At 68.9% G+C, this 13,546-nt stretch carries 13 protein-coding genes and 1 pseudogene; 9 read left to right on the top strand and 5 right to left on the bottom strand.

What is annotated here, in order from left to right:
* Nucleotides 1-285 precede the first annotated feature (285 nt).
* The 3 genes and pseudogenes from ARC20_RS07690 to ARC20_RS07680 form a co-directional block, all read left to right on the top strand.
* Nucleotides 286-2,287 (top strand): annotated as a pseudogene (locus tag ARC20_RS07690) (SpoIIE family protein phosphatase); the annotation flags it as partial.
* Complete coding sequence (locus ARC20_RS07685) at nt 2,256-2,693, top strand: ATP-binding protein (RefSeq protein WP_057646193.1); 438 nt, start codon at nt 2,256-2,258, stop codon at nt 2,691-2,693. The pseudogene ARC20_RS07690 and the gene ARC20_RS07685, both read left to right, overlap by 32 nt.
* A complete protein-coding gene (locus ARC20_RS07680) occupies nt 2,690-3,085 on the top strand; it encodes an STAS domain-containing protein (RefSeq protein ID WP_057646192.1) in 396 nt (131 codons plus the stop codon). The genes ARC20_RS07685 and ARC20_RS07680 overlap by 4 nt, the downstream gene beginning before the upstream one ends.
* Before the next feature lie 19 nt (nt 3,086-3,104).
* Here ARC20_RS07680 and ARC20_RS07675 read toward each other — a convergent pair whose 3' ends face one another.
* Both ARC20_RS07675 and ARC20_RS18275 read right to left on the bottom strand, forming a co-directional pair.
* The gene (locus ARC20_RS07675) at nt 3,105-3,851 is read right to left on the bottom strand and encodes a DUF1028 domain-containing protein (RefSeq protein WP_057646191.1); all 747 of its coding nucleotides are present in this window, start codon (nt 3,849-3,851) and stop codon (nt 3,105-3,107) included.
* A 165-nt stretch (nt 3,852-4,016) separates the two neighbouring features.
* Nucleotides 4,017-4,412: a hypothetical protein gene (locus ARC20_RS18275; protein WP_146165776.1), complete on the bottom strand. Its 396-nt coding sequence runs from the start codon at nt 4,410-4,412 to the stop codon at nt 4,017-4,019.
* Between the two features lie 3 nt (nt 4,413-4,415).
* Between ARC20_RS18275 and ARC20_RS18270 the strand changes: the two genes are divergently transcribed.
* The 4 genes from ARC20_RS18270 to ARC20_RS07655 all read left to right on the top strand — a co-directional run bounded on the left by ARC20_RS18270 (nt 4,416) and on the right by ARC20_RS07655 (nt 7,445).
* The gene (locus ARC20_RS18270; RefSeq protein WP_108143288.1) at nt 4,416-4,835 is read left to right on the top strand and encodes a PadR family transcriptional regulator; all 420 of its coding nucleotides are present in this window, start codon (nt 4,416-4,418) and stop codon (nt 4,833-4,835) included.
* Complete coding sequence (locus ARC20_RS07665; protein WP_057646190.1) at nt 4,832-5,623, top strand: siderophore-interacting protein; 792 nt, start codon at nt 4,832-4,834, stop codon at nt 5,621-5,623. Before ARC20_RS18270 ends, ARC20_RS07665 begins: the two co-directional genes overlap by 4 nt.
* A gap of 286 nt (nt 5,624-5,909) precedes the next feature.
* Nucleotides 5,910-6,203, top strand: coding sequence for a hypothetical protein (locus ARC20_RS18265; RefSeq protein WP_146165777.1), 294 nt, complete (start codon nt 5,910-5,912; stop codon nt 6,201-6,203).
* Nucleotides 6,204-6,215: 12 nt separating this feature from the next.
* A complete protein-coding gene (locus ARC20_RS07655) occupies nt 6,216-7,445 on the top strand; it encodes a hypothetical protein (protein ID WP_057646188.1) in 1,230 nt (409 codons plus the stop codon).
* Between the two features lie 65 nt (nt 7,446-7,510).
* Here the strand turns inward: ARC20_RS07655 and ARC20_RS07650 are convergent, their stop codons facing one another.
* Together ARC20_RS07650 and ARC20_RS07645 are read right to left on the bottom strand one after the other, a co-directional pair.
* Complete coding sequence (locus ARC20_RS07650) at nt 7,511-8,218, bottom strand: YceI family protein (RefSeq protein WP_081418085.1); 708 nt, start codon at nt 8,216-8,218, stop codon at nt 7,511-7,513.
* 78 nt (nt 8,219-8,296) lie between these two features.
* A complete protein-coding gene (locus ARC20_RS07645) occupies nt 8,297-8,887 on the bottom strand; it encodes a malonic semialdehyde reductase (RefSeq protein WP_057646187.1) in 591 nt (196 codons plus the stop codon).
* Between the two features lie 97 nt (nt 8,888-8,984).
* On the opposite strand from ARC20_RS07645, the gene ARC20_RS07640 reads away from it, so the two are divergent.
* The gene (locus ARC20_RS07640) at nt 8,985-9,947 is read left to right on the top strand and encodes a mitochondrial fission ELM1 family protein (RefSeq protein ID WP_057646186.1); all 963 of its coding nucleotides are present in this window, start codon (nt 8,985-8,987) and stop codon (nt 9,945-9,947) included.
* A 69-nt stretch (nt 9,948-10,016) separates the two neighbouring features.
* Nucleotides 10,017-10,577, top strand: a complete 561-nt coding sequence (locus ARC20_RS07635) for a queuosine precursor transporter (protein ID WP_057646185.1) — start codon at nt 10,017-10,019, stop codon at nt 10,575-10,577.
* 9 nt (nt 10,578-10,586) lie between these two features.
* On the opposite strand, the gene glnE is transcribed toward ARC20_RS07635, so the two are convergent.
* The gene (glnE, locus tag ARC20_RS07630) at nt 10,587-13,400 is read right to left on the bottom strand and encodes a bifunctional [glutamate--ammonia ligase]-adenylyl-L-tyrosine phosphorylase/[glutamate--ammonia-ligase] adenylyltransferase (RefSeq protein WP_057646184.1); all 2,814 of its coding nucleotides are present in this window, start codon (nt 13,398-13,400) and stop codon (nt 10,587-10,589) included.
* Between the last annotated feature and the right edge of the window lie 146 nt (nt 13,401-13,546).

The raw sequence follows: 13,546 nt of genomic DNA, 5'->3' as shown, positions 1-13,546 counted from the left end.
GTACGGCGCGCGGGGGCCGCCGTGCAATGTTTTCGTGAACCATGAAGTGTAACCCAGCCGTATTGCCGCATTCCTCGCTACGGGTGCGTATGGAATGGGGAGAAAAGCAGCGTTCCATGGGTGTCCGCGGCTGTCCCGCGGGACAGGAATGCGGTGGAGGAATAGGCGGGGCCGGGGGTGGGAATAGGGCACGGCACCGGATGCCGGAACTGTGCTGCGTCCATCTGGCGCAGTACCCGCGCCGGGGGGATGATCCGAGCTCCGCCGGCACCGGAAGCCGCCCGCATGGATAGCCCCTCGCAGCCCAAGCCCCAGGTGCGTTGGCGCCACAGCCTGCGCACGCGCATGCTGGTGGGCGCGGTGCTCAGCCTGGCCGCGTTGCTGGGCCTGCTGGGCACGCTGTTTTATCTGGGCGCCCGCGCCGAACTGGTCACCGCCGCGCGCAAGGAGGTCGATGGCCTCACCCAGCAAAGCGCCCGCAGCCTGGCCGCGACACTGGATTCGGTGCAGGTCAGCGGCCGCACGCTGGCCGCCAGCGCCGGGGCCGTGGGCGCCCAGCCGTTCAACCTGCGCGCCCTGCTGGAAGCCACCCTCACCGGGGATGGCGACATCGCCGGGGCGATGATCGTGCTGGCCCCGCGCAACGCCAAACAGGCGAACGATCCGGGGTTCGTCTGGTACATCCGCCGGGCCGGCGACAAGCTCGTGGAGCAGTCCGCCCAGGATCTGGGCTACGACTATCGTGTTATGCCCTGGTACCAGCGCACGATGAGCACCCGCCAGGCGTGGTGGTCCGAGCCGTACGCGAACTCGGCCACCGGCGGGGAGCTGTTCACCACCTATAACCTGCCGGTGATGCGGCCCGGCGACCCGCCCGGCGCCGAGCCCATCGGCATGGTGAGCGTGGACGTGCCGGTGCGCCGGCTGCGCGACATCGTGCGCGAGCTGCCGGACACCTTCGGCGTGCAGGCCACGCTGCTCTCGCCGGAAGGGCTGTTCGTGCTCAACCCCGACCCCGCCTTGAACCTGCGCCGCACGCTGGCCCAGCAGGTGCAGCACGCGCGGCCGGACCTGGCACCGCTGGTGCAGGCGATGGCGGCCGGGGAGACGGCGGCGTTCGAACATCGCGCCCCCGATGGGCAGGTGTACTTCACCCGCAGCGCGGCGGTGGGCAAGAGCGGGTGGACGTTCGTGCTCTCGGCCTCGCGCGGTTACGTGCTGGCCGGGCTGAACCGCCTGGCGCTGTGGGTGGCGCTGGGCGCGGTGACCGGGCTGGTGCTGTGGTGGGTGTTGATGCGGCGCTTCGCCTCGCGGCTCACGCGCCCCATCGAGGATCTCACCGAGGCGGCCGCGCATTTCCGCCGCGGCGACTTCGACTTCACCCTGCCGCACGTGCAGCGGCATGACGAAGTAGGCGTGATGGCGCGCTCGTTCGATATCGCGCGTGGCTCGATCCGCCAGCAGATGGAGGAGATCGGCCAGATGACCGCCGCGCGCGAACGCATGCAGAGCGAGCTGCAGATCGCCCGGGACATCCAGTTGGCGATGCTGCCTTCCGGACGCACCTTCGATACCGCCGGCTCGCACCTGGAAACCTGCGCGCGGCTGGAGCCGGCGAAGATGGTGGGTGGCGATTTCTACCACTTCTTCGAGACCGCGCCGGGGCAGCTGTGGTTCGTGATCGGCGATGTGTCGGACAAGGGGGTGCCGGCCGCGCTGTTCATGGCGCGCGCGGTGAGCGTGCTGGAAGTGGCGGCGCGGCGGCACACGCGGCCGGACGGCATCCTCATCGCCGCCTCGCGCCGGCTGGCCGAGAACAACGACACCTGCATGTTCGCCACGGTGCTGTGCGGGCTGATCAACGTGGACAGCGGAGACTTCTGGCTGTCCAGCGCGGGCCATGAAGCACCGCTGCTGCTGGACGCGCGCACCGGGGTGCAGACGCTGCCGCTGGAGTCCGGGCCGCCGCTGGGCATCGACGAGCAGACGCACTACCCGCTGCTGCGTGGCCGCCTGGAGCCGGGGCAGACGTTGTTCGGATACACCGACGGCGTCACCGATGCGCTGGACGAACACGCGCATGCCTACGGACTGGCGCGGCTGCACGCGGCATTGCGACCCGGGCGCACCGCCGCCGAGCAGTGCGCGGCGGTGGTGGCGGACCTGCACCGTTTCACCGGGCAGGCCGAGCCGTTCGACGACATCACGCTGCTGGCGATACGCTTGCGCCGGGAGCCTGGGGAGGCACGGGGGACATGAGGATGGACCTGGACATGGCGCCTTCGCTGGAGGCGTTGGCCGGCTTGAACGACCAGCTGGAAGATTCGCTGCTGCAGCGGGGCGTGGTGGCCGAGCGCGTCGGCCAGGTGCGGCTGATCGTGGAAGAACTCGCCGCCAACGCGCTGCACCACGGCGAATGTGCCGCGCGCGGCTTGCCGCTGCGGCTGCGCGTGTCGGTGGACCGCGAGGCGCTGGTGCTGGAACTGCGCGAGCACGGGCAGGCGTTCGACCCGGCACGTACGGCGGTACCGGCGCTGGCGGCGGGGATCGAGGAGCGGCCGGTGGGCGGGCTCGGGCTGTTCCTGGTGCAGCAGTTGGCCGACGAACTCGATTACCGGCGTGAAGGCGACGCCAACATCGTCCGTGTCACCTTGCTTCATCCCTTCTCTGCGGATTTGGAGGATGTGCCGTGACCACCTTGAGCATCCAGATCGACCCCCCGCAGGAGAGCCGCCAGCGCGTGATCCTCAGCGGGCGGTTGGATACGCATACCTACCAGGCGCTGGACGATGCGCTTTCGCCGCTGCTGGCCACCACCGTGCATACGCTGGTGCTGGATTTGAGCGAACTGGAGTACATCTCCAGCGCCGGCATCCGTTCGATCTTCAAGGCGCGCAAGGCGCTGGCTTCGCGCAACGGCAAGGTGCTGGTGACGCATCCGCAGCCGCAGATCCGCAAGGTGTTCGACATGGTGAAGGCCGTGCCGCTCGGCGAGATTTTCACCTCGACGCAGGAGCTGGACGCGTACCTGGAAGCAATGCAGCGCAAGGTGATCGAGGAAGGGGACACGACGGCTTCGTTGTAGGCGGGCTTCGGCCCCGCGCCTAGCGCCAGCCGGCAACTCGCCTCTCTTCGGCCAACGCGGCGTACAACGGGTCGCGCAGTTCCTCCCGCGCCCACGCCGGGTTGAGCCGCTGGAAGACCGATAGCCGTTCGATCGCCACCGCGCGCTCGCCTTGCTGCATCGCCAGCCGCGCCGCGCGACGCCAGAGGCGATCCCAGTCATGGCTTTGCGCCAGCGCCGCGGCCACTTCGTGATCCGCCGCCGCGCGATCCCCGCGCGCCAGCAGCCGCTCGGCCCGCAGCATGCCCTGGTGCGCGAGACGGCGATCCAGCAGCGCGCGCAGGTCGCGTACCGGGTCGTGCGAGGCATCCACGCGCAGGTCCACGTCCGCCCCGCCGCCTTGCGGCGTGCGCACCAGCAACGCGGCCGACATCGCGCCGATGCGCTGGCCGCCTGCCGCCTGCCCGGCTTCCAGTGCGGCCATCAGCCGAACGTCCAGCGCACCCGGCGTGGCGAGGAAACGCGCGCGCATCGCCTCCAGTACCTGCGGGCCGGCCAGTCCGTTGCCCTGCACGCTGAAGCCTTCGCCCTGGAGCGAACCCGCCCAACCGGTCGCCTGCGCTGCCGGCACCGCGGCTCCCACCGCGAGCGTATGGGTCGACACGGCCACGCCGCAGCTGCCGTCCGGCTCGCAGGCGACGATCGACCAGGTGGCGGCCGCCGAAACCGGGCCGCCGCAGGCCAGCAGGCCGAGCAGCAAGGGAAGCGAACGCGCGGGGACGGTCATGGGGGCCTCCTGGCGGGTGGGTGCCGGCGGCCCCGTCACCCCTCGCGGCGGGGCACGTCCTTGCCGGCCTATCGAACCAACAAGGCTTGGATGCGCCAGCCGCCGAAAAGGTTGCGTCGGGGGCACTTGCGCCTGCCGCAGATTTCGATATATCGTTCTCGCACCCTAAAACGATATATCTAAAAGACCATGCACACGCCCTTCTTCCGTTTCGGCCGCCGCGATGGCGACGCCCAGGGCCCCCGCGGCCCGCATCCGTTCTTCGGCCATCACGGCCATCACGCCCACCCGGCCGAAGGCGAGGCCCGCCATGGCGAACGCCGCGGCCCGCACGGCGGGCACGGCCGCCACGGCTTCCAGTTCGGCTTCGAGGGCCGCCACGCGCACCACCCCGAAGAAGCCCGCTGCCAAGAGCGCGGCGGACGCGGCGGTCCGGGTCGTAGCCCCGGCGGCTTCGGTCCGCGCGGCGGACGCGGCGGCGGCGATTTCGACGACCTGCGCGATGGCCGCGGGCGCGGTCGCGGCGGCGCGCGGGCGCTCGGCCACGGCGACCTGCGCCATCTCATGCTCCACCTCATCGCCGAACAGCCGCGCCACGGCTACGAGCTCATCCGGTTGATCGAAGAGCTGTTCCATGGCGCCTACACCCCGAGCGCCGGCGCGATCTACCCCACCCTGTCGCAGCTGGAAGACATGGGCCTGATCGCGGCCACCGCCGAGGAAGGTCGCAAGCGCTACGCCATCACCGAGGAAGGCCGCGCCCACATGCAGGAAGCGCACGAGGCCATCGAGGCGGCGCGCCTGCGCACGCACCGCAGCGCGCGCGAGTTCGCCAAGGCGCAGATCCCGCAGCCGGTGCGCGAGGCATTCGGGCGCATCAAGCATGCGGTGCTGGGCCGGCATGGGCAGTGGAGCGAGGAAGAGATCGCCCGCGTCGCCGCGCTGCTCAACCAGGCCGCCGACGGCATGGAGGAAGGCCAGTGAGCGAACACGTCCACCAGCGCCTGCGCCATCCGGTGAAGTTCCGCCACCTGCAGGTCTTGCGGGTCGAAACGGTGAGCCCGCACATGCGGCGCATCGTGTTCGGCGGCGATGCGCTGGAAGGTTTCCACAGCGCCTCGCCCGATGACCACGTCAAGCTGGCGTTTCCGAACAGCGAAGGCGCGTTTGTCACCCCGACGATGACGCCTGAAGGGCCGCAGTGGCCGGAAGGCCTCGAGCATTCGCCGATGCGCGACTACACGCCGCGCTGGCACGACGCCGAAGACGGCGAGCTGATCATCGACTTCGTGCTGCATGGCGATGGCCCGGCCTCGACGTGGGCCGAGGGCGCACGGGTGGGCGATGCCCTGGTGGTCGGCGGCCCGCGCGGCTCGTTCGTGGTGGCCGACGACTATGACCAGTACGTGCTGTTCGGCGACGAGACCGCGCTGCCGGCCATCGGCCGCTGGCTGGCGGAGATGTCGGAGGACCAGGTCGCGGAGGTGTTCATCGAGATCGCCGACGAAGCCGAACGCCAGGAACTGGACAGCGACGCCGACGTGCGCGTGCACTGGCTGGAGCGCAACGGCGTGGAGGCGGCGAGCAGCCGTTTGCTGGAGGAAGCGCTGCGCGACTACGAGCTGGAAGATGGCGATACGTTCTTCTGGATCGCCACCGAATCGCGACGCGCCCGGATGATGCGCAAGTTCATCGAAGGGCAGCTGGGCGTGCCGGGTGATTCGATCCGGGCGACGGGCTATTGGCAGGCGGGTCCGGACGAGGATGACTAAAGAGAAAACCCGCCAGATGGCGGGTTTTCTCTTAAACCGCGCGGAGAGCTTCGCGGCACCATCCCTTCTCCAGACATTACCTGGACGGAAGCTCACCACGGGCGACCTCTGGCAGGCTTTCACGCCGCGGGCCCCTATGCCATTATCGTCCCGACGCCGTGCGTGGGGGATTCACAGCACTCGCGTCAGCACCAACCGCTACGGGACGTTTCGAGGCCAAGCCCCGGAACTGGGTGGCTTGTGCCTGCGAATCAAGGTTCAACACACAATCACCACGGAGGGATGTATGCCGCGTGTGTATCTGGACATAAAAATCGAACGAAAAGGAAAAATCCTCAATTCGAGCCTGCGCATCGCGGGTACAGATCTTTATCCCGTCGATGACCGGGCGCGGGTGCAGGCAGAACCCAATACCACCTATTGGCTCTTCTTCTTCATCGAAGGCAATACCGATGCCAGTGCGCAGTTGGTTATCACTGATCAGGCGGGCAATGAACTGCTCAAAATTTCGCACGACAGCATGAAGATTCCGCCGGCTCTTGGCCGCAATGGCGGAAGCTTCAGCTTTCGCGTGCCCTGACCGGAGAAGATCATGAAGATCGAAATAACCTCCCGGTCAGCTGCCTTACTGTCCGTCCTACTCCTGTCTATCCCGGTCCTTGCCCGGGGCGCGGAGCCATTCACCGCGGAGCAGCTGACGGTGATTGAGCGCATGCTTCAGGCACAGAGGGAAGCAATCCGCGGAGAGTTGTTGGCAGAATTGGCGGCAAAGCCAGAAGAAGAAACACAAGCGCCATCCACCGAACAGAGCCGCACAAGATATCCGTCGGCCGGCCACTCGATGGGGATGGACATCACGCCATCTCCCGCTAGCCCCGATCTCGTGGCCGTCCCCCTCGATCGCGGCATGGGCAACGGGATATCCGGACTGGAGATGGAGGTTAACGACGGGAAAGGAGAGGTGCGGGCCGTATTGGCCCATACGCGCGCCGTGCCCGATGCACAACGTAACGTCCAGAATGGCTGGAAGGTGACTGCCTCAAGCGCGCTTGATGACAAGGATGGCGGCCGCGGCCATTTCACTACGTTGGATGCGTTGCGAGGTGGCACGGCGATCGAGTTGGCGTTCTCGCACGCATCAACAAAGCGCGTTGTGATCGACGACCACGGAGTCCCTGCACGAGACTGGGTATCCTTGTGCACGGCTGCGGGATTTGCCGATGCTAACGGCTGCACTCTGGCTAAGATCGACGCCGCCACGCGCAAGCCAGGGGCACAGCACTTGGCGAAGGCCTACCAGCAATTCGAGCGTACCCACTATGGATGGGGTTATCTGTACGAGGCCAAGCTTGGGGCAGGCAAGCAGGACTTCGAGTACCTTGCATCGGATCTCTCCGCGCAGAAGGAGGATTTTTCAACGGTATCGTTGGGAGGTTCGCTCGGCTTTGCGAACCCACGGCGCAACGTGCTTTTCGCGTTCGGCTTCGACTACCAGCGCAGCTATGAACAGGCCGATTCACACATCTACTGCGGCGCGTTGACGAACCCTGCCTCCCCGTGCGTCTCGGGCAGGCTTGGAAAGCCCCAGCGCGAGAACGGCAGGCTACTGTGGACCGAAGTACGCAGTCGCTTCTCTCGGTTCCCGTTTTCCCTTCGCGTAACCCAGAATCTCGCCAGCGACGAAACCGGAGTGGATCTACCGATCTACTTCTTTCGCGGCGAGGAAGGAGGCTTCTCTGGGGGCTTACGCGTTGGCTGGACGAGTGAGGATGGCACGGTCGGCGGAGTATTTATTGGCTCACAGTTCGACGTCTTCAGGTAGCGCAAGCAAGCATAAAAAAGGCCCGCCAGATGGCGGGCCTTTTCATTTTCGTGGAAGAAACCGGCTTACTGCTTCGCCGGCTCGTCCTTCTGCACCTCGGCTTCGGTGGTGATGCGGATCTTGACCTCGTCGCTCACCGCCGGCGCGTAGGCGCCCACGCCGAAATCGCTGCGCTTGATGGTGGTGGTGGCGTCGAAGCCGACCGCCGGCACCTTCATCATCGGGTGGTCGCCGGCACCGTTGAGGGTGACGTCCAGCACGACCGGCTTGGTCTGGTCCTTGATGGTCAGATCGCCAGTGACGGTGAACTTGTTGGTGCCGGCCGCCTCGACCTTGGTGCTCTTGAAGGTCGCGGTCGGGAACTTGGCGGCGTCGAAGAAATCAGCGCTCTTCAGGTGCTCGTCGAACTTGGCGGTGAAGCTGTTCAGGCCCGACAGCGGCAGGGTCACCTGCACGCTCGACTTGGTCGGGTCGGCGGCGTCGAACACCAGGGTGCCGTCGGCATTGCCGAAGTGCGCGGTCGGGTTGGAGAAGCCCATGTGGTTCCACTGCACCAGCACGTCGGTGTGCGACGGGTCCAGCTTGTAGGTGCCCGAGACGGCCTGGATCGGGGCGGCGGCTTCGGCGGCCGGCGCGGCCGGGGCTTCGGCCGGCGCGGTGGCGGCCGGGGTTTCGGCGGCGGCCGGGGCGGCGGCCTGCTCGGCCGGCTTGTTGCAGGCGGCGATGGCCAGGGTCAGGGCGACGGGCAGCAACAGCTTGGTAGCGGTGTTCATGGGTGCGTGTGTCCTTTCGTTGGGTGGGACGAGGATGGAACGACGGGAGGAAGATAAAGGAGCGGAGTTAGCGCCGCGTTACTCGATGCGGGCCGCTTCGTCGAAGCTCAGGCGCGGCAGGCGCGGGAATACGCCGGACGGATCGCCGTAGCCGAGGTTGACCAGGAAGTTGGTCTTGATGCCGGTGCCGGCGAAGAACGCTTCATCGACCTTGGCGGCATCGAAGCCGGACATCGGGCCGGCGTCCAGGCCCAGCGCGCGCGCGGCGAGGATCAGGTAGGCGCCCTGCAGGCTGCCATTGCGGAACGCGGACTCATGACGGCCTTCGCGCGGGCCGTCGAACCAGCTCTTGGCGTCGGCATGCGGGAACAGGTACGGCAGCTTCTCGTGGAAGTCCTGGTCGAAACCGATGATCGCCGTGACCGGCGCGGCCAGGGTCTTGGCGAGGTTGCCTTCCGACAGCGCCGGGGCGAGCTTGGCCTTGGCCTCCTTCGACTTCACGAAGACGATGCGCGCCGGCGTCGAGTTGGCCGCGGTCGGGCCCCACTTCAGCAGGTCGTACAGCGCACGCAGCTGGCTGTCCTCGACCGGCTTGTCGAGGAAGGCGTTCTGGGTACGCGCCGTGCGGAACAGCTGGTCCAGCGCGACATCGGAGAGGACTTCGGCCATGAAAACTCCTGGGGGACGCAGGGCGTCGGTGTGAACGAAGGCGCCAGTGTAGAGTGACGCCACTGCTGGAACACACAGCCAAATCTGCAACGAATCTATGTCCCACGCGCAACGATCGGCCCCGCTGTGGGCGATTCACGACGGCCATGTCGGTAATGCGCGGCAGGTGCTGGCCCTTGCGCGGGCCTTGGGAGACGACACACCCGTCGAGCCGCTGCTGCATCCCACCGCACCCTGGCGGTGGCTGGCGCCGCGGCGTTTGCCGGGTGACGCGCGCGCGTTCGGTTCGGCGTTCCACCGTGCACTGGCGGCGCCGCCCCGGTTGGCGCTCGGCTGTGGCCGACAAGCCGCGCTGGCGACGCGCCTGGCACGCGCGCGGGGCGCGGTGGCGGTGCAGATCCTCGACCCGCGCATCGACCCGCGGCATTGGGACCAGGTGATCGTGCCGGAACACGATGGCCTGCGCGGCGAGAACGTCATCACCCTGCTCGGCAGCCTGCATCCGGTGGACGACGCATGGCTGGCGGCAGGACGCGATGCATTCCCAACGCTCGGTACGCTGCCGGGACCGCGCATCGCGCTGCTCATCGGCGGGCCGACCGCGCGGGTGCCGTGGGATGCGCAGGCGCTGGCGGCCGAAGTGGAGGCGCTCGCATTGCTCGCCGCGCAGCAGGGCGGCTCGTTGATGGCGACGACCTCGCGGCGCACGCCGGCCGAGGTGGTCGCGCGGCTGCGCACGCTGCCGATCCCGCTGTGGACCGGCGCAGCGGACGAAGGCCCGAACCCCTACGCCGGCCTGCTCGGCTGGGCCGATGCCATCGCCTGCACCGCCGATTCGAGCAACCTGCTTTCGGAAGCGTGCGCCACGCGCGTGCCGGTGCTGCCGCTGTTCGCCGAACGTGCGCAGGGCCGCGCGGCGCAACTGCTGGCGGCGCTGGAGGCGCGCGGACGGCTTTCGGCCTTGCCGGCGCTGCTGCCCGGGCGCGCCATGCCGCCGCTGCGCGAAACCGAGCGGGTGGCCGCGGAGCTCGCCCAACGCCTGGGATGGCCGGCGCGCTGAACGGCCGCGGGTTGGTCTGGCGCGCCCGCCGGGCGATAATTGGCGAGTTTTTCGCCAGCCCCACTTCCCATGTCCCGCCCTGCTTCCCTTGAATTCGCGCCGGCCTCGCCGCGCGCGCTGCTGCTGGCCGTCCTGGCGATGGGCGCGGTCGTGCTGCTCTCCAACGTGCTCGTGCAGTACCCCATCAATGATTGGCTGACCTGGGGCGCGTTCTCCTATCCACTGGCGTTCCTGGTGAGCAACCTGGTGAACCGTCGCTTCGGTCCGCGCGCGGCGCGGCGGGTGGCATGGTGCGGCTTCGCGCTGGCGGTGGTCGTTTCCGTGTGGGTGGCCACGCCGCGCATCGCGGTGGCGTCCTGCTCGGCGTTCATCGCCGCGCAGCTGCTGGATATCCAGGTGTTCGATCGCCTGCGCCGCGGCAGCTGGTGGCGCGCGCCGTTCATCGCGACGCTGTGCAGCGCGACGCTGGATACGGCGATCTTCTGGTCGGTGGCGTTCGCCGGTTCGACGTTGCCGTGGATCAGCTGGGGCACCGGCGACCTGCTGGTGAAACTGGCGATGGGGCTATGCCTGCTGGCGCCGTTCCGCGCGTTGCTGTGGCGGATGGCGCCGGCGGTGGCGCGGGGCTAAGGCGGGCGCTCAACGCCCCTGCGCGAACACCAGGTCTTTTTCTCGCGCCACGTCGCCAATAGCCGTGCGCGCCTGCGCGATGGCCGGCGTCGGCGCGGTCAGGCGCGGACGGCGGTCCAGCGTGCAGGCCAGGCCCGCTTCCAGCAGCGCGGCATGCGCTTCGTGCAACGAGGCCCCCATCGCGACGGTGAGCCAGCCCACCTGCACCAGTGCGTCGATCAGCCCGGGCGTATCGCGTGGAAGCAGCAGCCCCGGCTGCGTGGCCGCTTCGCCCAGCACGCCCGCCTGCAGCAGGAACTCCAGGTCCACCAGGCCGCCCTCGCCCTGCTTGAGGTCGAAGCGCGCCGCATCGCTGCGGTCGAGCTCGCCGCGCATGCGCGCGCGCATCTTCAAGACATCCTCGCGCAGCTGCGCCGCCTCGCGCGTGCGCGCCAGCGTCGCCGCGCGCACCTGGTCGAACTGCGCACACAGGCGCGCATCGCCGGCCACCGCACGCGCGCGCACCAGGGCCTGGTGCTCCCAGGTCCACGCACGCTCGCGCTGGTATTCGTCGTAGCTCGCCAGCGAGGACACCAGCGCGCCCTTGCCGCCATCCGGACGCAGCCGCACGTCGGTGTCGAACAGCCGCCCTGCGCCGGTCTGCGCGCCGAGCAGCGCGATCACCTTCTGCGCCATGCGCGCGAACCAGCGCCCGGATTCCAGCGGCCGCGCGCCATCGGACATCTCCACCTCGCGCGGATGGTCGTAGAGGAACACCAGGTCCAGGTCGGAGCCGAAGCCCAGTTCCGCGCCGCCCAGGCTGCCGTAGCCGATGATGGCGAACGCGCCGCCGGGCACTTCGCCATGCGCCTCGCGCAACTGCTGGCGCGCCATCGCCTCGACGGTCAGCACCACCGCTTCGGCCAGCTCGGCCAGCTGGCGCGTGCTGTCGCCGGCCGGCTGGCGCGCATCGAGCGTGGCCAGTGCGATGCGGAAACTCAGCGCCAGCCGGCGCTCGTTGAGTTCGCGCAAGGCGGCTTCGGGGTCGTCGATCTCCAGCGTGGACAGGCACAGCGTGCGCATGGCCTCGGCGTCGGGCAGCGGGCCGCCGATGCGCGTATCGAGCAGTTCGTCCAGCAGCAGCGGGAACGCGGCCAGCCGTTCGGCCAGCAGCGCGCTGCGCGAGAACACGTTGACCAGCCGCGCCAGCGCGCTGGGCTGTTCGTCGAGCAGCGCCAGATAGCTGGTGCGGCGCAGGATGGATTGCAGCAGGCCGAGCAGGCGACGCAGCGCGGCATCGGGCTGGCTGGATTGCCCCGCCGCGTTGAGCAGCGCCGCCATCACCCGGTCCAGTCGCGCACGCGCGGCATCGGAGAGCGCGCGTACGCCGGCCGATTGCGCGAAATCGCGCAGCGACTGGTCCGCGCCCTGCGCATCGGTGAAGCCCAGCCCGGCCAGCACGGCGGAATCACCTGCCTCGGGCAACGCACGCCAATAGCCGGCGGCCGCATCCGGCGTGGTGTCGCGGCGGCGCGGGGCCAGCAGTTCGGCGAACTCGGCCGAGACGCGCTCGCGCTGCTGCTGCAGTTCGGCATACAGCGCGTCCCAGCTTGCATGGCCCAGGCCGCGGGCGATGCGCTCGCGATCCAGCGCGTCCTCCGGCAAGGCATGGGTCTGCGCATCGCGCAGCATCTGCAGGCGGTTCTCGAGCCGGCGCAGGTGGCGATAGGCCTCGGCCAGCGCCTCGCTGGTGCCTGCTTCGATCTGGCCCAGCGCGACCAGCGCGTGCAACGCGGGCAGCAGGCGCCGCTCGCGCAGCGCATCCTCGCGGCCGCCGCGGATCAGCTGCAGCGATTGCACGAGGAATTCGACCTCGCGAATGCCGCCCGGGCCGCGCTTGATGTCATCGAGGCGATCATGCCGCGCGACTTCCGCGGTGATCGCCGCCTTCATCTCGCGCAGGCCGTCGAGCGCGGTGAAGTCGAGATAGCGGCGATAGACGAACGGCCGCAGCGTTTCGAGCCACGCCTCGCCCGCGGCGATGTCGCCAGCCACCGTGCGCGCCTTCAACCAGGCATAGCGCTCCCAGTCGCGGCCTTCGCGCTGGAAATACTGGTCCATGCCGGCGAACGACAACGCCACGCGGCCCGCGCTGCCGAATGGGCGCAGGCGCAGGTCCACGCGATGGCTGAAGCCGTCGGCGGTGGTTTCATCGAGCAGCTTGGCGAGCTGCTGGCCGAGCCGCGCGAAATAGGTCTCGGCGGCCAGCGGACGCGCGCCATCGGATTCGCCGGCCTGCGGGTAGGCGTAGACGAGGTCGATGTCGGAAGAGAAGTTCAGCTCGCCGCCGCCGAGCTTGCCCAGGCCGAACACCACCAGCCGCTGCACGCTGCCGTCGTCGGCGCGCACCTGCCCGTGGCGTTCGGCGAATTGCCGTGCCAGCGCGTCCAGCGCCAGCGACAGGCAGCGCTCGGCCAGCGTGGTGCTGCCGAGCAGGGTCGCTTCCACCGTGTCCAGGCCATGCACGTCGCGCCAGACCAACCGCGCGGATTCCGCCGTGCGGAAACGGCGCAGCTGGGCCGGCCATTCATCCGGGGCGGCGGGGTCCAGGACCGGTTCGGGCAGCACACCGGCGTCGGCCGACTGGGCCAGGTGCACCAGCAGGGCCGGTTGGCGTACCGCGGTATCGACGAAGAAGTCGCTCGCCACCGCGACGCGGGCCAGGCGGGCTTCGAAAGCCTCCCCGGGCCAGGGCGTGGACGCCGGCCAGGCGGCGCGCAGGCGCGCCAGGCTGCGTTGGAGATGGGCATTCAGGGCGGGGGAAAGCGGTTCGGGCAGCGACATGCGCCGATTGTGTCATCCCGGCCGTGGCCGCCGCGCGGGCAATAAAAAAGCCCGCTTGCAGCGAACTGCCAGCGGGCCTTGCTCCCTCCCCCACGTCGGGATGCGGGGCCATAGTGCGCAGATATTTTTTATCTTGCACGCTGCAC

It is taken from the genome of Stenotrophomonas panacihumi, assembly GCF_001431645.1.
Lineage (GTDB): Bacteria > Pseudomonadota > Gammaproteobacteria > Xanthomonadales > Xanthomonadaceae > Stenotrophomonas_A > Stenotrophomonas_A panacihumi.
The sequence above is the reverse complement of the archived record's forward strand: the minus strand, read 5'-3'. Positions and strand labels throughout refer to the sequence as shown.